At 57.0% G+C, this 22954-nt stretch carries 24 protein-coding genes and 2 tRNA genes; 12 read left to right on the top strand and 14 right to left on the bottom strand.

Annotated features, from left to right (window positions below):
• Positions 1–121: 121 nt before the first annotated feature.
• On the bottom strand, positions 122–1066 hold the full coding sequence (locus tag QE408_RS14790; protein ID WP_306932412.1) for a PopZ family protein: 945 nt from the start codon (positions 1064–1066) through the stop codon (positions 122–124).
• Positions 1067–1263: 197 nt separating this feature from the next.
• On the bottom strand, positions 1264–1935 hold the full coding sequence (locus QE408_RS14785) for a protein-L-isoaspartate O-methyltransferase family protein (protein WP_306932409.1): 672 nt from the start codon (positions 1933–1935) through the stop codon (positions 1264–1266).
• A 242-nt stretch (positions 1936–2177) separates the two neighbouring features.
• Here QE408_RS14785 and QE408_RS14780 point away from each other — a divergent pair, with 242 nt between their 5' ends.
• A complete protein-coding gene (locus QE408_RS14780; protein ID WP_306932407.1) occupies positions 2178–2330 on the top strand; it encodes a DUF3309 family protein in 153 nt (50 codons plus the stop codon).
• A gap of 144 nt (positions 2331–2474) precedes the next feature.
• On the opposite strand, the gene QE408_RS14775 is transcribed toward QE408_RS14780, so the two are convergent.
• Positions 2475–2548 (bottom strand) — tRNA-Cys (locus QE408_RS14775).
• Between the two features lie 187 nt (positions 2549–2735).
• On the opposite strand from QE408_RS14775, the gene QE408_RS14770 reads away from it, so the two are divergent.
• A complete protein-coding gene (locus tag QE408_RS14770) occupies positions 2736–3038 on the top strand; it encodes a hypothetical protein (protein ID WP_373465554.1) in 303 nt (100 codons plus the stop codon).
• A gap of 176 nt (positions 3039–3214) precedes the next feature.
• Complete coding sequence (locus tag QE408_RS14765) at positions 3215–3460, top strand: DUF982 domain-containing protein (RefSeq protein ID WP_306932404.1); 246 nt, start codon at positions 3215–3217, stop codon at positions 3458–3460.
• 478 nt (positions 3461–3938) lie between these two features.
• Here the strand turns inward: QE408_RS14765 and wrbA are convergent, their stop codons facing one another.
• Positions 3939–4538: an NAD(P)H:quinone oxidoreductase type IV gene (gene wrbA / locus QE408_RS14760; protein WP_306932403.1), complete on the bottom strand. Its 600-nt coding sequence runs from the start codon at positions 4536–4538 to the stop codon at positions 3939–3941.
• Positions 4539–4783: 245 nt separating this feature from the next.
• Between wrbA and QE408_RS14755 the strand changes: the two genes are divergently transcribed.
• Complete coding sequence (locus QE408_RS14755; protein WP_306932402.1) at positions 4784–5557, top strand: competence/damage-inducible protein A; 774 nt, start codon at positions 4784–4786, stop codon at positions 5555–5557.
• Positions 5558–5676: 119 nt separating this feature from the next.
• The gene (locus tag QE408_RS14750; protein WP_306932401.1) at positions 5677–6522 is read left to right on the top strand and encodes a universal stress protein; all 846 of its coding nucleotides are present in this window, start codon (positions 5677–5679) and stop codon (positions 6520–6522) included.
• A gap of 172 nt (positions 6523–6694) precedes the next feature.
• Here the strand turns inward: QE408_RS14750 and QE408_RS14745 are convergent, their stop codons facing one another.
• The 4 genes from QE408_RS14745 to QE408_RS14730 form a co-directional block, all read right to left on the bottom strand.
• The gene (locus QE408_RS14745) at positions 6695–7468 is read right to left on the bottom strand and encodes an amino acid ABC transporter ATP-binding protein (RefSeq protein ID WP_296018970.1); all 774 of its coding nucleotides are present in this window, start codon (positions 7466–7468) and stop codon (positions 6695–6697) included.
• A gap of 11 nt (positions 7469–7479) precedes the next feature.
• Positions 7480–8637, bottom strand: coding sequence for an amino acid ABC transporter permease (locus QE408_RS14740; protein ID WP_306932400.1), 1158 nt, complete (start codon positions 8635–8637; stop codon positions 7480–7482).
• A 5-nt stretch (positions 8638–8642) separates the two neighbouring features.
• Positions 8643–9839 (bottom strand): amino acid ABC transporter permease, encoded by a 1197-nt coding sequence (locus tag QE408_RS14735; RefSeq protein ID WP_306932398.1) that lies wholly within the window; start codon positions 9837–9839, stop codon positions 8643–8645.
• Between the two features lie 105 nt (positions 9840–9944).
• Positions 9945–10967 carry an amino acid ABC transporter substrate-binding protein gene (locus QE408_RS14730; RefSeq protein WP_306932396.1) on the bottom strand — a complete coding sequence of 341 codons (1023 nt, stop codon included), beginning with the start codon at positions 10965–10967 and terminating at the stop codon, positions 9945–9947.
• A gap of 340 nt (positions 10968–11307) precedes the next feature.
• Here QE408_RS14730 and QE408_RS14725 point away from each other — a divergent pair, with 340 nt between their 5' ends.
• Positions 11308–12495, top strand: coding sequence for a cystathionine beta-lyase (locus QE408_RS14725; RefSeq protein WP_306932394.1), 1188 nt, complete (start codon positions 11308–11310; stop codon positions 12493–12495).
• Here the strand turns inward: QE408_RS14725 and QE408_RS14720 are convergent.
• Both QE408_RS14720 and QE408_RS14715 read right to left on the bottom strand, forming a co-directional pair.
• Positions 12492–13661 carry an FAD-dependent monooxygenase gene (locus QE408_RS14720; protein WP_306932392.1) on the bottom strand — a complete coding sequence of 390 codons (1170 nt, stop codon included), beginning with the start codon at positions 13659–13661 and terminating at the stop codon, positions 12492–12494. The genes QE408_RS14725 and QE408_RS14720 overlap by 4 nt on opposite strands.
• Before the next feature lie 21 nt (positions 13662–13682).
• Positions 13683–13928 (bottom strand): zinc-finger domain-containing protein, encoded by a 246-nt coding sequence (locus tag QE408_RS14715; protein ID WP_296018961.1) that lies wholly within the window; start codon positions 13926–13928, stop codon positions 13683–13685.
• 152 nt (positions 13929–14080) lie between these two features.
• On the opposite strand from QE408_RS14715, the gene QE408_RS14710 reads away from it, so the two are divergent.
• The 4 genes from QE408_RS14710 (at position 14081) to QE408_RS14695 (ending at position 16680) form a co-directional block, all read left to right on the top strand.
• Positions 14081–14869: an alpha/beta fold hydrolase gene (locus QE408_RS14710; RefSeq protein ID WP_306932388.1), complete on the top strand. Its 789-nt coding sequence runs from the start codon at positions 14081–14083 to the stop codon at positions 14867–14869.
• A gap of 133 nt (positions 14870–15002) precedes the next feature.
• The gene (gene cysE, locus QE408_RS14705) at positions 15003–15827 is read left to right on the top strand and encodes a serine O-acetyltransferase (RefSeq protein ID WP_306932386.1); all 825 of its coding nucleotides are present in this window, start codon (positions 15003–15005) and stop codon (positions 15825–15827) included.
• A gap of 185 nt (positions 15828–16012) precedes the next feature.
• Positions 16013–16216, top strand: coding sequence for a DUF3126 family protein (locus QE408_RS14700; RefSeq protein ID WP_062425480.1), 204 nt, complete (start codon positions 16013–16015; stop codon positions 16214–16216).
• Between the two features lie 389 nt (positions 16217–16605).
• A tRNA-Glu gene (locus tag QE408_RS14695) sits at positions 16606–16680 on the top strand.
• Between the two features lie 135 nt (positions 16681–16815).
• On the opposite strand, the gene recJ is transcribed toward QE408_RS14695, so the two are convergent.
• The 4 genes from recJ to QE408_RS14675 form a co-directional block, all read right to left on the bottom strand.
• Positions 16816–18618, bottom strand: a complete 1803-nt coding sequence (gene recJ / locus QE408_RS14690) for a single-stranded-DNA-specific exonuclease RecJ (RefSeq protein ID WP_306934813.1) — start codon at positions 18616–18618, stop codon at positions 16816–16818.
• 96 nt (positions 18619–18714) lie between these two features.
• Positions 18715–18915, bottom strand: coding sequence for a hypothetical protein (locus QE408_RS14685; protein ID WP_306932383.1), 201 nt, complete (start codon positions 18913–18915; stop codon positions 18715–18717).
• Between the two features lie 228 nt (positions 18916–19143).
• The gene (locus QE408_RS14680; RefSeq protein ID WP_306932381.1) at positions 19144–19584 is read right to left on the bottom strand and encodes a YqaA family protein; all 441 of its coding nucleotides are present in this window, start codon (positions 19582–19584) and stop codon (positions 19144–19146) included.
• 39 nt (positions 19585–19623) lie between these two features.
• Entirely contained in the window at positions 19624–20883 is a 1260-nt protein-coding gene (locus tag QE408_RS14675; RefSeq protein WP_306932379.1) for a glycerate kinase type-2 family protein, read from the bottom strand.
• Positions 20884–21068: 185 nt separating this feature from the next.
• Here QE408_RS14675 and QE408_RS14670 point away from each other — a divergent pair, with 185 nt between their 5' ends.
• Complete coding sequence (locus QE408_RS14670; protein WP_306932377.1) at positions 21069–21302, top strand: hypothetical protein; 234 nt, start codon at positions 21069–21071, stop codon at positions 21300–21302.
• A 77-nt stretch (positions 21303–21379) separates the two neighbouring features.
• Entirely contained in the window at positions 21380–22942 is a 1563-nt protein-coding gene (locus QE408_RS14665; RefSeq protein ID WP_373465553.1) for a phospholipase D family protein, read from the top strand.
• Positions 22943–22954 lie beyond the last annotated feature (12 nt).

Genomic DNA, 22954 nt, shown 5'->3' with positions numbered 1-22954 from the left:
AAAGCCGCTGGGGAGATCATCTCCCCAGCGGCTTTCTGTATCAACGAAAGGTCATCATGACCTCAAGGTGACCTCATCTCGGCACGATCAGGAGAAAGGTGCAGCCTTCCTCCAATGCGCATCAACGACGAGGACCACGCGCAACGCGCTCGATTTCTTCACGAACCATGCGCTCGACAATCGTTGGCAGGTTGTCTTCCAGCCATTCCTGCAGCATCGGGCGCAGCATATCCTGAGCGACAGTCTCGATGGTCGGGTTGCGCACGCCGTCAAATACGTCAGCGAGAGCGCCGAAGGATCGGGCGATCTGGGCGCTTGCCTCGGCAGATACCAGGTTCAACGGTAGATCGAGCTTCGGTTCATTTTTCTGAACGACAGGTTCAGCAACGGGCTCCTGACGAAGGTCGACAGCCCGAGAAACAGGCTTTTCTTGTTCTTCAACCGCGCCGCGCAGTTCCATCGTTTCCCAAACCGGGACAGGCTGCGGCGCTGGCGCCGGCGCAGAAACTTGCGGCGGAGGATTGAATGTCGGCATTTCCCGAACAGGCTGAGGTGCCGGTGCTACCGCCGCCATCAGCGGACGCACATCCGTCGGGCGAGCCGACTGAACTGGCTGGGGGCGCTCAGCTTCAAACGAGGGTCGGGTGGGCACTGGCGCGGCCGCTGGTGCTGGGGTTGCGCCCTGCCCCTGTCCTAGTCCACCCTGCGGCCCCAGTGCTGCGTTGCGATCTGCCGCTGCACGGACGCGTGCCGCGACATCGGCGAGCGACATCGATTTCTCGGCAGCAGGTTCCTCTCTTTCGGCAACAGGCGCGAAATCATTGAACTGGCGCGCGCCATAGCCCTGATTGGCAGCCGGTGGAACATGGGCCGGCGGGCTCGGAATCTCTGCGGAGATATCCTCGGCAAAATCCACATCCAGCTCTACATCACCAAGCTCGAACTCGGGCGCTGGCTGACCTGGAAATCCATTCGACGGCGCAGGCTCATTGCTTTCGATGATCCTGCGGATCGATGCCAGAATCTCTTCCATGGATGGTTCACGCGCTACACTCGGCTGAGCCATTTTTATCCCCGATTTTCACGTTCAAGACGGGCCGGAGCAGAATACGCATGCTCCGAATCAACTTGAGTGTAGGGCACGAGGGATCAGAAGAGAATCCATGTGGGAGGCCGATTTGCGCGATACACAGCTTTATTTGCAAACAGAAATGGCCCGGCGTTAACCGAGCCATCTGTTAACCATCTGCTTTTGCGAGCGATTTAAAAAACGAATTGCTTGGCTTTGGCAAAGCCCGGAAGAGGCTTCAGCGACGCATTGAAGAAGGTCGCAGCAGAAATACCCTTTCCGTCGCGACGATAAACGGTAACCTTGGCTGCATTACCATAACCCACGACAGCAATCAGACGACCGCCGTCTGCGAGTTGGTCGAGAAGCGCCTGCGGCACTTCCTCAACAGAGCCATTGATGAAGATCACATCGTAGGGTGCCTGGGCAGCATATCCCTGCTCGAGCGGGCCACAAACCGTGACCACATTGTCGTAACCGAGTGCGGTAAGCGTTTCGCTCGCCTTCGCAGACAGTTCCGGATCGCTTTCCAGCGAAACCACGGAGCCTGCGAGTTCCGACAGGATCGCGGAAACGTAACCTGTCGCACCGCCAACTTCCAGTACCAAATCATCCTTGGTGACGGCCACGAGCTGCAGCATCTTGGCGATGGGCGAAGCCTTCAACAGGTAACGCGCCCCAAACCCATCCTTGGCAGGACAGATCTGCAAATCTTCGTCCATGTAGGCAACCTGTTTGACGTTTTCTGGAACGAAGGCCTCACGCGGTACGGAGAAAAACGCCTTGAGCACCGAATGGGACGTCACGTCGGTCGTGCGCACCTGGCCGTCCACCATTTTCGCGCGTGCGGTTTCAAAATCCATCATGTCGTGCTTGCCTCGAGTAAAGCCTGGCGGAGACAGGTGTGTCCGCATTTTGCTAATCGTCTTAATGGGCTCCGCCTGCGCTTTCAAGCACAAGCATGCATCAGTAGACTAAAAAGAAACGGTCTTGCGCCTCGGCGTGTTTGCTTCGCTCGGCCGCATCCTCTGATACCGTGCCCGGGAACTTTTTTATCCGCCTCATCATTATTGCGTTACTGACGCATCATAAACGGGTGGAGGTAAACATGCTCGGTACAATCCTGGTTATAGTCCTCATTCTATTCCTTATCGGAGCGCTTCCGAGCTGGGGCTATCACAATTATGGGTGGGGGCCGTCGGGTGGCATCGGACTCGTGGTGGTCATCTTGCTGATCCTAGTCCTGCTCGGACGAATCTGATCGGCTGGACCACAAGAGCCCTGCTGCGGTCACTGGCCCGGCAGGGCTTTTTTGTGCAAACTCGCCAGCGAAACAATCACGGCGAGATGCGCCACGGCGCGTAATCTTTAGAACCAAGTCTACATCGGTAATGTGGGAGCTTTTTGGAGGCCTCGCCCGGAATTGAACCGGGGTACAAGGATTTGCAGTCCTCTGCGTCACCACTCCGCCACGAGGCCTCACACGCTCTGTCACGTCGAGCGATGGCGGGGATTTAGAACGAATCCATTTTCCGCGCAATAGGGAACTTTCAAAATCACCAGATAAGGTATCTTGTTACGGTTTACGCTTCCCGCACCTTGAGGAACCTCCGTCCCGGCCCGTAGTTTACGACAATAAATTTGCGATGACATTCCGTCCGATTCAATGGAGCGCTTCTTGAAAGCAAAGACCCTTATCGCAGTTTCCGTTCTTGCTGTAGCGCTTGCAGGCTGCACGACGGGAATCTCGTCTGTCAATCTTGAGCCCATTCCGGGCAGCATTACCTATAATGGCCAGCCGCGCACCAAGTTGACCAAATCGCCTGTCGGCAGCACCTTCACCCATAATTTCAGGCGCTGGAACGGTGACCGTGTGATCGAGACCTATCAGATCCAGCCAGATCGTTCGATCAAGATCATCGACCGCAGGATTATTCGCGATTGGCTGACCTTTGGGCCTGACGATTGATCCAAAGCGTGGTCCAAGCAAAACTATGCAGCGTTTTGCGATAACCACATGCGACAAAACGAAGACCTAAAGCGTAAGGAGCGAATCTGACAGATCGCGTAAGCTTTAGGCCGTTGAATACAGCGTTCTAACGGGATACACGCATCCTCTGATCGAATAGAGCGATGGACGATAAGATGCACACGAAATGGAGCAAGCCGGTTCTGGTCGCGCTGGAAGAACCCGGCAACTACATCAGCATCGATACAACGCAAGCCGCGTCTTGGGCGATGATCGAAGACTGGCCCGTTGAAGACGGTGACGCACTCGATCAAGCTCTCCTCGTCTGCGCTGCCGTCGGATCGGGTAAAAAGAAACCCGAGGACGCCCGGCGCGCATTTGTTGCGGCTGCGCTTGAGGCTGGCCTCGATATCAAGGCATAATGTCGCAACAGCCAGAAGGTGGCTTAACGCCTAAGCTCGCGGGGCGTAGAAGACGGCGACTGATTCAGCTTGGAAGAGTATGTAAGACGATGAAAAAGCCCCTGCTCCTGCTTTTGATGACCTGCCTTGTCGTCGGCATCGTCGGCCATCTTATCATCGCCTTCGTCATTACGGGTTGATCAAAAAAGCACGGGCTCAAGACATTTTCTTTACCGTCCATTAAGATTCGCACCATTGTCGCGGAACTACGTTATGTTTTCCACGTTTTCCTGGCACGGAAATCTGGAGGGTAATGAGATGCGTGACGGCCTAAACAGTTTGCTTGAAATTTCGCTGCTGGGCTTCGTGGTTGTGACCTGCCTTATGATGGTCAACCCGCCGGTCTGAAGCTTTTGATTAATTCGATATGAGAGCCGTCTTCAATGACGGTTATGAAAATGCGGCCTCATGGGCCGCATTTTCGTTTTTATCTATCTGCTTAAGCCGAGAGCTTTGCTGCGAGCTTGGCGACGTGCGCGCCCTGGAACTTAGCGCCTTCGAGCTCGACAGCCGAAGGCTGGCGGGAACCGTCACCATCGGTGATGGTGGATGCACCATAAGGCGAGCCGCCCTTGATTTCATCAACGCCCATCTGGCCCTGGAAGGCATAAGGCAGACCTGCTACGACCATGCCGTGGTGCAGGAAGGTCGGGATAAAGCTGAGGATCGTCGATTCCTGACCGCCATGCTGCGTGGCGCTTGAAGTGAAGGCCGAGCCAACCTTGCCGACCAGTTTGCCGCCAAACCACAGGCCGCCCGTCTGATCCCAGAAATTGCGCATCTGCGAGGCAACGCTGCCGAAGCGTGTGCCGGCGCCGACGATGATCGCATCGTAATCTGCAAGCTCATCGACAGTCGCGATCGGTGCCTGCTGATCCAGTTTGAAGTGAGAGGACTTCGCGACCTCTTCCGGAACGAGCTCGGGAACACGCTTCACGACAACGTCGGCGCCTGCAGACTTTGCACCTTCTGCAACGGCGTAAGCCATTGTTTCCACATGACCGTAGGACGAGTAATAGAGCACCAGAACTTTTGCCATCGTTGGTCTTTCCTCATTGTTTGTTGTTCAGCATCAAGATTGCGGACGAACTCTACGCCGCTGATGTAACAGAAGGCTAACAGAGGAATGGGGCGAGAGCGAGAGGTGCGAAAAGGACGGACCGTTCTCGATTAGCGAACGACAGCTGCCAGTGAGTTGACGTTCCTATTTTATGATTCGGCATATTGCATTCGCCGCTGGCGGGTTTAACGTCTGCGCACATCGTGTCGCGTAGGTATCCTCCCATGTCTTCTGCATCTCACTCCTCCCCGGTTACGGCCGCCATGCTCGCCATCGGCGATGAGCTTTTGTCTGGTCGCACCAAGGACAAGAACATTGGACACCTTGCTGACGTGATGACGATGTCAGGCATCGATCTGAAAGAGGTACGGATCGTCGCAGATGACGAGCCAGCGATTGTCGAAGCCTTGAATGCTCTTCGTGCTCGCTACGATTATGTGTTTACCTCCGGCGGAATCGGCCCGACGCATGACGACATTACGGCCGATGCAGTATCGGTGGCGTTCAACCTGCCGTGTGAGCATGATTCGGATGCCTTGCGAATTCTCGGAGACATGTATCGCGCCCGGGAGATGGAGTTTACCGAGGCACGCAAACGCATGGCCCGCATGCCGCGCGGAGCACAGCATATCGCCAACCCGGTCTCGGTCGCGCCAGGCTTCATTGTCGAGAATGTCTATGTCATGGCGGGCGTGCCGCAAGTGTTTCAAGCCATGCTCGACAATGTCGTGCCGACCCTCAAGACAGGCGCGAAGATGATGTCCCAGTCGGTGACATCTCAATTTGGCGAAGGTGACATCGGAACGCCCCTGAGCGAGATCCAGAAGGCTCACCCTCAGACCAGCATCGGTTCCTATCCGAAATATGATGGGCAGCGCTTCTCCACCGAGATCGTGGTCCGCGCCCGCGATGCTGGCCTGTTGGAGGCAGCAGCGAAAGACGTGGCGGCGATGATTGAGAACATTGCGAAAGCGAAGGCTTCATCCACGTTTGCGTGAACTCCTTAGGGCGCAATACGTTTACTCTGTGCAGATTTCGCCTTGATAAGAATCAAGGCGATGAGCGGATGACGGGGTCATCTTGGACCCCCCATCGATGCGTTACAAGGAGAATGGCCATGGGCTACAGAACGATCCTCACTGTTGTTGACACTGCTGAAAACACGCGTCATCTGGACGCTTTCGTGGTTCAGCTGGCGCAACAATTCTCTTCCCATGTGGTAGGGCTCCACATGGAAGCTCTTGCCGCTGTGCCTCTCGTTGCCCCCATGGAGATGCCCGATCCGGCCACCGTGCAGGCGGTGCAGGATGTGGCGCATAAGGAGACCGAGGAGTCTGGCAAGATCTTCGCCGAGAGCATGGCGGCGAACGGGATCTCCAGCGAATGGCGCAGCTTCGCTTCGTCGGTCGGCTATTCTGCCAAGTCCTCGATCCAGAGTGCGCGCTGCGCCGATCTGATCGTGGCTCGCCAGCACAGTTCGTCAGCCTTGTCGGATAGCCGCGCCGACATTGACAATTTTCTCTACGAGAGCGGACGTCCGGTCCTTCTCGTCCCGCATGTCCTGACAGCGCCAAAACCGATCCGCCGCGTGCTGATTGCATGGAATGGATCGCGTGAGGCTACGCGCGCGACGTTTGACGCACTGCCCTTCCTGAAGGCAGCCGAGAGCGTCGAAGTCTTCTCGGTCGACCTGGAAGATAATGATTCGAAGACGGCCGCACTGGCGGGTTCGGAGATCGCCACAACGCTTGCCCGTCATGGCGTTAACGTGACAGTCACCGCGCAGGAAAAGATCCAGGGCGTCGCGCCCCATACGGCAATCGAGAACCGCCTGGCGGATAACAGCATCGATCTATTGGTGATGGGTGCCTATGGTCATTCCCGTTGGTGGGAAATGCTGTTTGGCGGTGTGACCCGCACGCTTCTCGACTCGATGACGGCGATGACCCTGATGTCACGCTGACATTCAGCCCTAGTTTCAAAGGGAAACCCGCCCGTCGCCCGGCGGGTTTGTTGTTTTTATTCCGAAAAATCCTAAAGCACGTCGCGCAAAAGTGGGTAGCGGTTTTGCGATAACGACATGCGATAACAGGGACCTAAAGCGTATGAGCGATTCTGAAAGATCGCGACACGCTTTAGTGCAGGATCTGGCTGAGAAAGAGCTTGGTACGCTCGTGCTGAGGATTGTCGAAGAATTCCTGCGGGGCATTCTGCTCGACGATCTGGCCTTGGTCCATGAAGATCACGCGGTTCGCCACCTGGCGGGCAAAGCCCATTTCGTGAGTGACGCAAAGCATGGTCATGCCGTCTTCGGCAAGGCTCACCATCGTGTCGAGCACTTCCTTGACCATTTCCGGATCGAGTGCCGATGTCGGCTCGTCGAAGAGCATGATCTTCGGCTTCATGCAAAGCGAGCGGGCAATCGCCACACGCTGCTGCTGGCCGCCGGAAAGCTGGCCTGGATATTTATGGGCCTGCTCAGGGATCTTGACGCGCTTCAGATAGTGCATCGCGATCTCTTCGGCGTCCTTTTTGGGCATCTTGCGAACCCAGATCGGCGCCAGCGTGCAGTTTTCCAGAATGGTCAAATGCGGGAAGAGGTTGAAGTGCTGGAACACCATGCCGACTTCGCGACGCACTTCGTCGATCTTCTTCAAGTCGTTGGTCAGTTCGATGCCATCGACGACGATGCTGCCAGACTGGTGTTCTTCCAATCGGTTGATGCAGCGGATCATCGTCGATTTGCCGGAACCGGATGGACCGGCGATGACGATTCGCTCGCCCTTCATGACCTTGAGGTTGATATCACGCAGCACGTGGAAATCGCCGTACCACTTGTTCATGCCAGTGATTTCGATCGCGACATCCGTCGCCGAAACTTCCAGCTTCTTTGCTTGGGTTTCTGCCATGAGATTTTCCCTTATTTTCTATGTCCGGTGTCGAGATGGCGCTCCATGAACAAGGAATAGCGCGACATGCCGAAGCAGAATATCCAGAATATGAACCCGGCAAACACGTAGCCTGTGACAGGCGTTACGGGTGTTGCCCAGTTTGCATCCGACTGGTTGAGGTTGACGATACCGAGGAGGTCGAACATGCCGATAATCGACACGAGCGACGTATCCTTGAAAAGACCGATGAAGGTGTTGACGATGCCGGGGATGACGAGCTTCATCGCCTGCGGCAGGACGATCAGGCGCGTCTTCTGCCAGTAGTTCAAGCCCAGCGAATCCGCACCTTCATACTGCCCCTTCGGAATGGCCTGAAGACCGCCGCGAATGACTTCCGCCATATAGGCAGAAGCAAACAGCGACACCCCGACCAGAGCACGCAGAAACTTATCGAAAGTCACGCCGTCAGGCAGGAAAAGCGGCAGCATGATGCTGGCGAAGAACAGCACCGTAATCAGTGGAATACCGCGAATGACCTCGATGAAGGTCACGCACAGCGTCTTGATCACCGGCATGGTCGAACGACGACCAAGCGCCAGGAGAATGCCCAGCGGTAAGGACACGGTGATTCCGAAGAAGGACAGGATCAGCGTGACCATCAGCCCGCCCCACAGCTGCGTCTCCACCCGTGGAAGGCCGAAATAGCCGCCGACCAGCAGGAAGAAGGACACGAAGGGCAGCACTAGGAAGAGCAATACCGCGTTGGCAGTCTTGAACGGCGCCTTGGGGATCAGCATCGGGATGAGCAGAATGACGAACATTGCTGCCACCAGAAGCGGACGCCAGCGCTCATCCAACGGATAACGTCCGAACATGAACTGCTGGAACTTGGCTCCGACGAATGCCCAGCAGGCACCGGCCTGACCGTCCGGGATAGCGCCGCCTTGTGCAACCGTGAGGCAGGCAAGTCGGTCGGTCCCAGTCCAGACGGCGTCGACGAACAAGAACTGCACCAGCGGGGGAATGATATAGGCGAGCAGTGCAATGGACAGCACCGTCATCACGACATCTTTCGGCGTCGCGAAGAGTTTCGTCTTGAGCCAATGGATAACGCCGACCTGGCTGGAGGGCGCCGGCTGAGCCGGCACCAATTCACGGCGGATATAGGAAACGGGAGTACTGGTCATGTCTCTTATCTCTCCACCAATGCCATCTTCGCGTTGAACCAATTCATGAACAACGCCGTCGTGATGGACAGCGACAGATAGACGATCATCCAGATCGCCACGACTTCGACAGCCTGACCCGTCTGGTTGAGAATGGTGCCGCCGACTGCAACAAGATCCGAGAAGCCAACGGCAACAGCGAGCGACGAGTTCTTCGTCAGATTGAGATACTGGCTGGTGAGCGGCGGAATGATGATGCGCATTGCCTGCGGAACAACGATCAGGCGCGTCGTGGTGCTGGAACGCAGGCCGAGCGCGTCGGCCGCTTCCGTCTGCCCCTTTGGTACAGCCTTGATACCACCACGGACGATTTCAGCGATGAAGGAGGCGGTGTAGAAGGAAAGCGCCAGATAGAGCGACATGAATTCCGGCGCAATGACCGAACCGCCGGCCAGATTGAAGCGGCCGAGAACCGGCAGATCGAAGGTCAACGGCGCGCCAAGCGCCAGAAACGTCAATAGCGGCAAACCGATGATGATCGCGGTGCCGACGAGACCGGTGCGGAAAGGCTGCCCGGTGCGCATCTGCCGGGCTTTGGCCCAGCGATAGATGAAGAAGGTGATGACGATCCCGACGAGGAATGCTACCGGAACCATCCAAGTGCCCTCGCCCCATACAAACTTGGGGTAGAAGAAGCCGCGATTGTTCAAATAGGTATCGAACGGCAGAGCAAGCGATTCACGCGCCTGCGGAAGAATCGTGATGACGCCCTTGTACCAAAAGAAAATGACGAGAAGCGGAGGCAGATTGCGGAAGATTTCCACGTAGGCCTGCGCAAGCTTCGATACCAGCCAGTTTCTGGACAGGCGGGCAATACCGACGAGGAAGCCGAGGATCGAGGCGGTGATGATGCCAAGAACCGCCACCTGCAAGGTGTTCAATATACCGACAATCAGCGCGCGGCCGAACGTGTTGTCGTTATTGTAATCGATCAGCGTCTGGCCGATATCGAAACCGGCTCTTCCGTTCAGGAAGCCAAAGCCTGACGCGATATTGGCTCTCTGAAGATTCTGGATCGTGTTGTTGGTGATGAACCAGACAGCCAGCACCAGGATGATGAGCGTCACGGTCTGATAGAAGATGGACCGCATGCGCGGATCGTTGATCATGGACGTCGCGCCGGATGCGCCGGACGGTCCAGAACGGATCGTCTTGCCTGCCATAGGCACCTTTCCCTCTATATGCTCTTTTCGAGCTTATTTTATGAAGAAGAAGGAGGCAGAGATGAACATCTCCGCCTCCTGCAAAAGCTTTAGGCTTTCAAGCAATCAGCGGATCGGAGGAGCGTACTGCAGGCCGCCCTTGTTCCACAGAGAGTTCAGGCCGCGCTCGATCTTGAGCGGAGAGCCAGGACCGACGTTACGGTCGAAGACTTCGCCGTAATTGCCAACATTCTTGATGATGTTGTAAGCCCACTCGTTGGTGACGCCGAGATCGGTGCCGATCTTGGTGCCTTCTTCTGTGCCGAGAAGACGCTTGACGTCTGGATTGGCAGAAGCCTTCTGCTCATCAACGTTCTTGGAGTTGATGCCGAGTTCTTCAGCATTGACCATGGCGTAGTGAACCCAGCTGACGAGGTCGAACCACTGGTCGTCACCCTGGCGAACGGCTGGTCCGAGCGGCTCCTTGGAGATGATTTCCGGCAGAACCACGTTTTCGTCGGGGTTCTTCATCTTCAGACGGATAGCATAGAGGCCAGACTGGTCCGTCGTGTAGACGTCGCAACGACCGGAGTCATAAGCGGACGTCGCGTCGGATTCCTTTTCGAATACAACCGGATTGTACTGAAGGTTATTGGTCTTGAAGTAGTCGGCAAGGTTGAGTTCGGTCGTCGTGCCCTGCTGAACGCAGACGGCAGCACCGGAGAGCTCGAGAGCAGACTTCACATTCAGGCTCTTCTTAACGATGAAGCCCTGGCCGTCGTAGTAGTTGACGGTGCGGAAGTTGAAGCCGAGAGACGTATCGCGGCTGATCGTCCAAGTGGTGTTACGCGTCAGAACGTCAACTTCGCCAGACTGGAGAGCCGGGAAACGGTCCTTCGAGGTCAGCGGAACGTACTTGGCCTTAGAAGCGTCACCGAAAATAGCGGAAGCGATACCGCGGCAATAATCAACGTCGATGCCGGACCATTCGCCCTTGTCGTCTGGGTTCGAGAAACCCGGAATGCCAGAGCTGACGCCGCAGGTGACAAAACCCTTTGCCTTAACATCCTGAAGAGTACCGGCAGATGCAGCCGTTGCAGCTCCCAAGACTGCTGCGCCAATAGCGGCTGACAGAAGTGCCTTTTTCATTTTTCCCAACCTTTGTCTGTTTTTTCTCGATTGGAGATGACCGGCACACGCCATGCGCTTGCCACAGTCTCTCCGCTTCACCTCCCGGTGCGCGCCCCTATCACAATCACAATTACCGCCATGGTCAAGACTTTCGCTAAGCAATTGTGTCTAAAAAACGGAATTTTCAAATTTTCGTCTTTTAAGTAAGCAGATGACTATTTTTTGCGCGAAAATCGCTCAAAATCTGGTCATCCTGTCTGACAGATAGACTGGTTTTCCCCAAGCTTGGAGAAGCGGCTTGACCTCAAGAGCAAATCCCCGGCATCCTCCCGCATCACATTAATGAGAGACGGCCAGCATGAAAGACAAGAACGAGATCCTCGGTACCTCGGGTGTAAACACGCGCCTTGCCCATTTCGGAAACGACCCGAGCGACTTTTTCGGCTTCGTCAATCCTCCGATCGTCCGCGGCTCGACCGTTCTTTTTCCGAATGCTGCGACTTTGATGTCGGGCAACCAGCCATACACCTACGGCACCCATGGGACACCCACGACTGACGCGCTTTGCAAAATGATCGACGAACTGGAAGGATCGGCTGGCACCATTCTTCTGTCGTCCGGCCTTGCCGCCGTGACCGTTCCGTTTCTCGCCTATCTCTCCGCCGGCGACCACGCGCTGATCGTCGATTCGGTGTATTTCCCAACCCGCCGCTTCTGCAATACGATGCTGAAGCAATATGGCGTCGAGGTCGAATATTATGATCCCGCGATCGGTGCCGATATCGAGGCACTGATCCGTCCCAATACGCGCCTTGTGCATCTGGAAGCGCCCGGCTCGAACACGTTCGAGATGCAGGACGTGAAGCTGATCTCGTCTATCGCACACCGCCACGACTGCGTCGTTACCATGGACAATACCTGGGCGACGCCGCTTTATTTCCGCCCGCTCGATCATGGCGTGGACGTCTCCATCCATGCTGCCACGAAATATCCGGCAGGCCATTCCGATGTGCTGATGGGATTTGTCTCCGCCAACGAAAAACATTGGAAGAAGCTGCGCGACGCCAACACCAATCTCGGCATGTGCGTGACATCCGACGAGGCTTATCAGGTGCTGCGCGGCATGCGCACCATGGGCATCCGGCTGGAACACCATCAGAAAAGTGCGCTTGAGATCGCCCAATGGCTTGAGACGCGCGACGACGTCGCGCGCGTGTTGCACCCTGCCCTGCCGAGCTTTCCGACGCATGACATTTGGAAGCGTGATTTCAAAGGATCCAGCGGCGTCTTCTCGTTTGTCTTGAAGGCGCATGAGAACCAGTTCACCGAAAAGGCGCATGCCTTCCTCGATGCCTTGTCGATCTTCGGGCTTGGCTTCTCATGGGGCGGCTACGAATCGCTTGCGATCCCGGTCAATCTCGCCGACCGGACCTTGGCTGCTGGACCGACGGAAGGGCCGGTTATTCGGCTTCAGATCGGGCTTGAGGACGTCAAGGATATCAAGCGCGATCTGGAAGCGGGTTTCGCGGCAGCGGCGGCAGTCTAAAGCCCTCTCGCCCTGTAGCCATAAAGCCAGTCGAAGTCCGCCAGGAATTTTTCCGGCGGACGCATCGACAGAAGAAGATCACGCCCTATGCGCATGGGGCCCGAAGCGTGATAGGCGAAGCTATTGAGCGCGGCCCGTTTGCGGGCCTTTTCAATGCGAGGCATGCGATGCGCTGCAAAATCCGGCAATGACGTGACGAGCGTCTTTCCTTGCGAAACGAAGGTTGCAAGCTCGAAAGCATCCTCAATTGCCATGGCCGCCCCCTGGGCAGCAAAAGGCATCATCGCGTGGGCCGCATCACCGATCAGCACCGTGTCGCGGCCATTGTGCCACCGCCCTGCCCCTACCTGAAACAACGGCCAGAATGTTGGCCGCGTGGGACGCTGCAGCGCTTCGCCAAAAGCTGGATGCCAACGACGAAACTGCTGGAGCAGAAATGCCTTCTGCTGACTTTGCGCTTCCGCCTTCCACGTATCTCCGGGATTTGCGCCGACAGCAATCGCAACGATGTTGAAGCCACCTGTTTCCCCCAGTGGATATGCCACCACATGCGCGGATGGTCCAAGAAATGCTGTAACAGCCGTGCGATCGAGAAAGTCGGGCGCGTCCTCTCCAGATAAGGTAAATCGCCAGGCGACATTGCGTGAAAAGGTTGCAACCGGGCTGTTCGGCACGGCGTAGCGCACACTTGACCAAACGCCATCGGCCCCCACGACCAACTCCGGCTCCGTGAAGATCGCGCGGGCAATCTCGGTTCTGCTGGCAGTCTCCAACCGTTTGCCCAGATGCAGGCGGCATAGGGGATTGTGTCTGAGTTTCGCCAGAAGCGCCTGTTGCAGGCTCGCCCGATGCAGCACGCCATAAGGCGCATGCCAACGGCCTTTCGCCACGCTCTTCATCGGCAGGGAGACGAGCGTCTTGAGCGAAAGGCCCGACGCCAGATCGACTGTCTCAGGCTCGAGCCATTTCTCCTCGATCAACGGCAGGACATCGAGGGCGGAAAGGATATGGGCGGCATTGGGCGAGATTTGCAGCCCTGCGCCGACCTCTGCGAGTTCAGGCGCCTGCTCCATGATGTCACTTGCAATGCCATAACGGGCAAAAGAAAGGGCTGCGGTGAGACCAGCTATACCGGCACCGATAATCGCCACGGATTTTATGGGCATGGAGAGCCCCGATATATGGGGTTACGCTGCCTTCACGTGGAAGACGCAGCCGGGAGGATTGGTCTGCGTGGCCTTCAGCGACGGATTGTAGCGATAGAGCGTGGAACAGTAGGAGCAAACCTTCTCGTTCTCGTCGCCCATATCGATGAAGATATGCGGGTGATCGAAAGGAACGGACGCTCCCGTGCACATGAATTCCTTGACGCCGATCTCGATCATGCGGTGTCCGCCGTCGTTCTGGAAGTGAGGAATTGTATGGCCGGCCATGTTCGTCTCCAAATGCAACTTCGTCTCTGAGCCAACGCTCGTATTGTTCGAGTATGTAGCGTTAAATCACGCGGACCTCCATAGAAAAGAGTGTCGAATATTCCCAACAGGTCTATTTCCTGACATATGGTCGGCAAAAAAGGAGGTCCTTGATGAATCTCAACCTACCGCAATTTTCATCGTTCCAGCGCGATGGACTGGAACTGGCCTATTTCGACGACGGCGACCCGTCCGGAGCACCGGTTCTCCTGATCCACGGATTTGCGTCGAGTGCGGCAGTGAACTGGGTTCATCCTGGATGGGTAAAGACCCTTGGAGATGCCGGCTATCGAGTGATCGCACTTGACAATCGCGGCCATGGCGCCAGCGACAAGCCGCATGATCCGGATGCCTATTATCCTGCTGTCATGGCTGAAGATGCGGTTGGCCTGCTCAACCATCTCGGCATCCCAGAAGCCCATGTCATGGGTTATTCGATGGGCGCTCGTATCTCCGCCTTCGTGGCGATGGCACACCCCGATCGCGTGCGCTCGCTGGTGTTCGGCGGGCTCGGCATCGGCATGGTGGATGGCGTTGGTGACTGGGATCCGATTGCAGATGCGCTTCGCGCCCCGTCTCTCGATATCGTCACCCATGAGCGTGGGCGGATGTTCCGCGCCTTTGCCGAGCAGACGAAGAGCGATCGCGTAGCGCTTGCTGCCTGTATCGAGACATCGCGCGTTCTCGTTACACGCGAAGAAGCCGCCAAGATCGATGCACCGACGCTGGTTGCGGTTGGAACCAAGGACGATATTGCAGGCTCGGGCCAAGAGCTTGCCGATCTGATGCCTCACGCCCGAGCGATCGACATTCCCAACCGCGATCACATGCTTGCGGTTGGAGATCGCGTCTTCAAGGCGGCGGTATTGGAATTCTACAGCGAGGTCGACAAATCGGCGTGATCAAGAAACGCCGTTCCACAAAGCTTTCAGAAAAACTGATGCTTTACCTCCTTTAACGCTGCTCGCGCATACCCATTTCTGTGCAACGTATTTTTCTGTATAGTGACGCAAACCGGTTTTAAGGACAGCTGACATGGTCGCACGCATAGAGACCTGCCAAAATGATCAGATCACCGTCGTCGATCCGATCTGGGGCAGCTTGTTGAACGAAGCGCGCACAGCCGCCGCGCAGGATCCGCTGCTTTCGGCATTTTTCTATTCCACGATCCTCAATCACCATTCGCTGGAAGAGAGCGTCATTTATCGCATCTGCGAGCTGCTAGACCATCCGGACATGCAGGCCGTTCTCTTGCGCCAGACGTTTTCAGAGATGCTTCACGACTGGCCGGAATGGGGCGCAGTCCTGCGCGTCGACATTCAGGCGGTCTATGATCGCGACCCCGCCTGCACGCGGTTCATCGAGCCAGTCCTCTACTTTAAAGGCTTCCACGCCATCCAGACGCATCGTCTTGCCCATTGGCTGTGGTCGAAGGGACGGAAGGATTTCGCCCTTTATCTGCAAAGCCGGTCCTCCAGCGTCTTCCAGACGGATATCAATCCGCAGGCAAAGGTTGGCAAGGGCCTGTTCCTCGATCACGCGACCGGCCTCGTTGTCGGCTCGACTGCCGTGATCGGCGACAATGTCTCCATTCTCCAAGGCGTCACCCTTGGTGGCACGGGCAAGGAGACGGGCGACCGTCATCCAAAGATCCGCAGCGGCGTGTTGATCGGCGCAGGCGCTAAGATCCTTGGCAATATCGAAGTCGGAAGCTGTTCACGTGTTGCGGCAGGCTCGGTCGTCTTGAAGCCCGTTCCACCCAATGCGACGGTCGCCGGCGTGCCCGCCCGGATCGTCGGCGAAGGCGGTTGCAACGAGCCTTCCCGCATCATGGACCAGATCATCGGCGCGGATATCTGATTACATTGGATAGAGTAAAAATCGCCCGTGTGGATCGCGTAGTGGATCACATGGGCGATTTGCCTCTTTGACTTTACTTTCGCCTTTAAGCCGTGCCACAAGCGGCGCAGATTGAAAATCACGATATCCGAACGACGCGTCTGCAAGGACGATGGACGACGTGAGAACCGCACAGGAGAAGACTGGTGAAAGCCGACGAAATCAAAAAGCTCGACGCCTATTTCAAGCGCACGTTCAACGACAAGATGGCCGTCAAGGCACGTCCACGCAAGGATGATTCCGCTGAAGTCTATATGGGCGAAGAGTTCCTGGGCGTCGTCTATATCGACGATGAAGATGGCGATCGTTCCTACAACTTCTCCATGGCGATCCTCGACGTCGATCTTTGATCGTAACGTCCAAGTCGCATGACATCAGCCGCCCAAGACAATTGTCTTCGGGCGGCTTTTTGTTGCTGCAAGAGGCAGCACGATGACCGGTAAAGCGATTTTTTGTGGTTCGTCTCGCAAGTCTGGAACCAAATTCTTCACCGCTCGTTTTTTCGCTGTCCCCCCGATGAAGCGTGAGGCGGCGATCAAACGGGAAGCCCCTGATCCCACGCCACCTCACGCTTCCCCCTTCTTCAATCATCAGTTTCATTCATAGCCGAAGGTGTGGATCAGCTTGTCCACAGCGCCTGTGTTCCTTCGACAAAAAACATCGTCTAAAATCAAAAAAAACGAAATTGCCGCTTGCGGAGAATCCGCTGCCTGACTATAAGGCCCCCACCACAGCGCACGCGCCCTTCGTCTATCGGTTAGGACGTCAGATTTTCATTCTGAAAAGAGGGGTTCGACTCCCCTAGGGCGTGCCACTTCTCCCTTAATTTCATGATGTTACGTGCAGATCTTGATCAAGCGCATGAACCTGTCCGCACTCTATGCGGAATGGTCACACAGGCGATTCCGTATGTTGAGACTTCAGAATATGCTTAGCCTCTCCTGACGCGCTACGGCGCGAAGGCTGCGTCCAGAACGCGCAATTGTACGCGCTTTTGACCCTGCCAGTGCTCTGCCCCAAGAGTACCGGCCACATGGATTTGACGCCCGCGGGCTGCCATCAACATCTGGCCCAGAGGCGCATCCGCAGCACGGAAGGCAATACCGTCGAGGCGCGAGCCATCCAGAGCTTCCAACGTGATCTTGATGTGCGAGGTACCGACGATGCGCACATCACGCAGCCGATGCGCTGGCACGGCGAAAATCGGCTGCGAATGGCCCGACCCATAGGGACCCGCCTGCTCCAACTGGTCAACCAGCGCCAGCGTGGCGCCCGAGGCGCCAATGGCACCGTCAATTTTCAGCACACTGTTCTCGACAAGCTGCGAGACCGTCTTCTGTGCCGCTTCCTCGAAGAAGGTTCGCAAGCGCCCGAGATTGGCGCGTTCCACGGTTAGACCGGCTGCCATGGCGTGGCCCCCGCCCTTGATCAGCAGACCGGCGTCGACGGCATTGCGCACCATGCGCCCCATGTCGAAGCCATTGATGGAGCGCCCCGAGCCCGTGCCTCGTCCTTGCGAGTCGAAGGCAATGGCGAAGGCAGGACGGCGAAATCGGTCCTTGAGCCGCGAGGCGAGAAGGCCGACGATGCCCGGATGCCAATTCTCTCTCGCTGTCACGATAACGCCAGCACCGGAGCCATCGCCATATTCAAAGAGCGCTTCGGCTTCAGCCTCGGCAAGCATCGCCGCCTCCATCGCCTGGCGCTCGCGGTTCAACTCATCCAGCTTTTCCGCAATGACTTCGGCCTGCGTGCTGTCATCCAGTGTCAGGAGACGGCTTCCAAGGGCCGCATCGCCGATACGTCCACCTGCATTGATGCGGGGGCCGATCAGAAAGCCGAAATGATAGGGTGTCACCGGTCCGCCAAGCCCCGCCTTCTTGAACAGAGCTGCCAACCCGACATTGTTCATATGCCGCGCAGCAACCAGTCCTTTGACCACATAAGCGCGGTTCAAGCCCTTCAGCGGCACGACATCGCAGACCGTCGCAAGCGCCACGATGTCGAGATAGGTTAGAAGGTCGAGCATGAAGGCCTGGCGATTGTGCCTCTCCTTCAGAACCCGAAGCGTTGCCACCAGCACAAGAAACACCACGCCTGCCGCGCAAAGATGCCCCTGCCCCGACAGATCGTCCTCGCGGTTTGGATTGACCAGGGCAACCGCTGGAGGAAGCTCGGTTCCGACCTGGTGGTGGTCGATGACGAGCACATCGGTTCCGGCATCGCGAGCAACGCTCAGCGATTCATGGCTGGTCGAACCGCAATCGACGGTAATGATCAGAGTCGCGCCATTGGCGGCGAGTTGCTGCATGGCGGCGGGGTTCGGACCGTAACCTTCGAAGATGCGATCTGGAATATAGATTTCAGGCTCGAGGCCGAAATGATGGAGGAAGCGGTACATGAGCGCCGAGGATGCGGCACCGTCCACGTCATAATCGCCGAAGATGGCGATCTTCTCGCGCTTTTCGATCGCGTCGGCAATGCGCTTTGCGGCGTTCTCGCAATCCGTCAGCGTATGGGGATCGGGCATCAGCGAGCGGATCGTCGGATCAAGAAAGGCAAGCGCGTCATCCACACCGACATTGCGGCCCGCCAGTACGCGGGCGATCAGTTCCGGGATGCCATGGACCTGGGACATGGCGAGCGCACGGTTCTGCCCGGCCTGATCCAGCCGCGACATCCATCGCTGGTCTGTTGCCGATCGCTCCACCCCGAGGAACGCCCTCGGCACGGCATCGACCGTTTCAATCATTACCATAGTCAGCCCGTACCGCCATTCATGCTCTGTGTAACGGGCTAACGACCGATCCGGTCTTTTTCAAGCAAAAACCGGCCTTTGTGTTTCCTGTTACCACAACGGCAGGAAGATGAAGGCAGAAAGCCCGCACACGATCGCACCGATGAGACAGAAGAGACGCCAGTCGCGCTCTTGACCCGCAGTCTCGAATTCCAAGCTCGGGATATTGTCGTTCGCGCCGACGCGGTGGATTTTGCGGCGGGATATCAGACCCCGCGGATGATCATCTCTGAACAGGATTTTGGATTTCACGGCAGCGCCTCCCTTCGCCTCGGTGAATTCTCACAGGATCATATCATCACAGCCAAAGCTTTTGCAAAGCCTACGCAAGGGTGAGGATGATCTGAAAGCCTGTCGCGATCTTTCAGATTGGCCATACGCCTCATGTCCTTGTTTCATCGCATGTCGTTATCGCAAAACCGCGCGCACTTTTGCGCGAGATGCTTCAGCGAGACAGATCACCGCCTGGTGATGCGAGCCTCAGAGAAGGCCTTGCGTGACCAACGCCAGAAGCACATAACGTCCCGCCTTGGCGAGGGTTACGATCGCGATGAAGGATGGCAAAGGTTCACGCATGACTCCGGCGACCACCGTCAAAGGATCGCCCACGACAGGTAACCAGCTTGCCAGCAAAGACCACCGTCCGTAACGGGCGTACCAGCCTTGCGCTTTCTGGAGTTTGTCAGAGGAAACCGGAAACCAGCGCCGATCACGATAGTGCTCGATGCCTCGGCCCAGATACCAGTTGAGGACGGATCCCAGAACGTTGCCGAGGCTTGCCACCGCGACAAGCAATGGAATGGAGTGGTGGCCTTTCGCTATCAAATAGACCAGGACCGACTCCGATTGAGCAGGGATGAGCGTTGCCGCAAGAAATGCAGAGGCGAAAAGGCTGAGATAGGCTCCGATGTCACCGCTCATCGCGTGGTCGCTGGCATGTCGTCAGAACCACCACGCCGCCTACTGCAGCAGAAAAGCGCGGAAATCGTTGACATTGGTGCCCGTCGGACCGGGTGCAAAAAGATCACCTGCCAGGGAAAAAGCCGACCACGCGTCGTGGCCTGAGAGACAGGAGCGCGCATCGCCCCCGGCGGCACGGATGCGCGCCACGGTTTGTCCGTCACAGAAGGCGCCGGCATTATCTTCCGATCCATCAATCCCGTCCGTGTCCGCTGCAAGCGCGGTTATACCCTCGCTTGCCTGCAAGTCGAGAGCAGCAGAAAGCAGCAGCTCGGAATTGCGACCACCTTTTCCATATGTGCCGTTACCGATCGTCACCGTCGTTTCGCCGCCGGAAAGAAGCACCATGGATTTGCCTAGTGACACGCGGGTTGAAAACTCAAGCGCCAAAGCAGCGTGCATTCTGCCGATGTCCTTCGCCTCCCCTTCGATGCAGTCTGAGAGTATGAGTGGTTCCACACCCCGTTCCACTGCAAGCTTCGCAGCCGCTTCCAGAGAGACGCGGGCTGAGGCAATGATATGCACCTCGTGTCCAGTAAATGTTGCATCCGAAGGCTTCGGTGTCACCTCTTGGTGAATAAAATCGACGATACTCTGGGGCAGCGCAATTTTGTAGTCGCGGATTGCTCGCAACGCGTCGGAGGCGTCGCCTTCGTCCGGCACCGTCGGACCGGAGGCGACGAAGGCCGGATTGTCTCCCGGCACGTCGGAGACGATCAGGCTGACCACACGCGCCGGATGGGCAAGAGCAGCCAACCTTCCCCCCTTGATGCGAGAAAAATGCTTGCGCACCAGATTCATGGCGGAGATCGGCGCGCCGGAAGCGAGCAGCGCCTCGTTAAGCGCAATTTCGTCTGCAAGCGAGAACCCCTCTGGCGGCGCAGGTAGCAGCGCCGAGCCACCGCCGGAGATAAGAGCGATAACCAGATCGTCCTTCGTCAGTCCATGTACGGCTTCGATAAGAGCCTGCGATGCAGCGAGGCCGGCTTCATCGGGGACGGGATGCGCCGACTGCACTATCCTGATGGTCTGACATGGAGCAACCGGCCCGTGGCGCGCGACGACGACGCCCTCGAAAGGATGAGGCCAGGCACGTTCAAAGGCCTCCGCCATCTGGCTTGCCGCTTTACCAGCGCCGATCACGACGGTTCGTCCTTTTGGCCTTTCGGGAAGATTGGCGCAGATCGCTTCATAGGGGTCCGCCGCGCGAACGGCTGCGAAAAACAAATCTTTCAGAAATGCGCGCGGGTCGGCAATCACGACTCTCTCCCAGAGCAAAAGGTTGCAAGCCCATCCACCTTGTCTGCTGCGACTGCACGCGACAAGGTCACGTGGCCGGAAAAGCGCCCAAGCAGCTTCATTCGTGTGTCCTGATGAAACCACCAGTGCGGTTGAAGCGTTCGATCGGTCACAGCCGTAACTTTTAACAGGCGCGGAGAAGCACCATGGCCAACACAGAAAATCTCGGCCCCGAATATCATCACCACAGCAACAAGAACCGGTTGCGGCACCGCCGCTTCGTATGGTCTCGCCGCAAGTCCAAGCCGTGGGGTCTGACAATCGCTGTCATCGGGACCCTTATCGTGGCGGCCAGCGTCGTTGCAATCACCTATCTGGTGACATCACATCCCGGAATGCCCGAACCTAATCCCGGGATCGAAACCCAGGCGATGCGATAAGCTTACAGCGCTCAATAAACCGGAGCGTTGATAATCGAAACTGGTACGGGGGCCAAAGAGCAGGGATGGGAGACATCGTGGCGGGGATCATAATAACGACGCTTATTTTAATCGTCGGCCTCCTCGCCGCGCTTGTTGCCCTGTCGCGCCGTCAGGAACGAGCCATTACGAAAGTCGCTTCCACAGCGCTTCCCAAGGCCGACGACGCCACGCCGCTTGACCGCCATTGGACCCATATACGCGATAGCGATAACGGCGACAGACTGACGGCGCTGGCGCTGGTTCAATCTAACATGGATGCTTTCGCCGTCCGCGTCTCAACCGCTCGGGCTGCCGGCCGTAGCCTCGATCTGATGTACTACATGTGGAATGCGGATCTGACCGGCCGCCTCATGATGCGTGAGGTTCTTGCCGCGGCGGACCGTGGCGTCCGCGTCCGGCTGCTCCTGGACGATCTCGGCGTTACGATGTCGGACAGGATTTTTCACGCCATAGACAGCCATCCCAATATCGAGCTGCGCCTGTTCAACCCGACGAAGGCACGGGAAAACATCTTCCGGCGCGGGATTGAGCTCGTTTTACGCTTCCGCAGCGTCAACAGGCGAATGCACAACAAGGCGTGGATTGCGGATGGAAGGGCGCTGATCACTGGCGGACGCAATATCGGAGACGCCTATTTCGGTGCAGCTGAGGCTGCGAATTTTCGTGACTTCGACGTGCTTGCCCACGGCAAAGCCGTCAGCGACGCGGAAGAGATTTTCGACGATTACTGGAACAGTGCTGTTGCCATCCCGGTGCGTTCCTTGCTGGCCAAACGCCCGAGTAGACTTGCAAGGCTGCGGCGCAAGCTGGATGCGCTCGCCACTGGCGATGCAGCCCGGCCCTATCTTGAAAAGGTCGAGAGCCTTCATCACGATGGCGAGTTCCTGTTGGCGGATAAGCTTCACAAAGTCGCCTCGGCAACCGTCTTGGCAGACCCACCGGAGAAAGCCGCCGGCAAGCGCCGCAGCGGACATAACTATCTGATGGAGAATCTTCTTCCCGTCATGGAAGGCGCAGAAGAAAAGCTCAAGATCACCTCCCCCTATTTTATTCCAGGGCAGAAGGGTGTCGAGACGCTGTCGCGCCTTTCAGCAAATGGCGTGTGCGTATCGGTGCTCACCAACTCACTTGCTGCAACAGATGTTGCCGCAGTGCATGCCGGCTATGCCCGCTACCGCCGTCCTCTGCTGCTGAATGGCGTCAAAATCCATGAATTACGCTCGCTTGCCGACCAGCAAAATTCGCTGTCACTTCGAGGTTCTGGACAGGCGAGCCTGCACACAAAAGCCTTCACCCGTGATGGTGAGACCGGCTTCATCGGATCGCTGAATTTCGATCCGCGCTCCATGTCGCTGAATACAGAGATGGGCGTGCTGTTCAATTCCCCGGAACTGGCGTCTGCAATGGACGAAATTTTCAAGGAGGAAACAAGCCGGGAGATGAGTTTCGAATTGGCGCTCACTCCTAAGAAGCGACTGATCTGGACCGGCCTCGTAAGAGGCAGGCCTCGTCTTTACGCCAACGAGCCCTATGCCAGCCTCTCAAGGCGTGGGGTCGCGCTGATCATGGGTATTCTTCCACTGGAGTCACAGCTTTGAAATGGCAAAGCC

This window comes from Agrobacterium larrymoorei (assembly GCF_030819275.1).
Taxonomy (GTDB): domain Bacteria; phylum Pseudomonadota; class Alphaproteobacteria; order Rhizobiales; family Rhizobiaceae; genus Agrobacterium; species Agrobacterium larrymoorei_B.
Note: the sequence above shows the minus strand (reverse complement) of the source record. Positions and strands in the feature narration are given on the sequence as shown.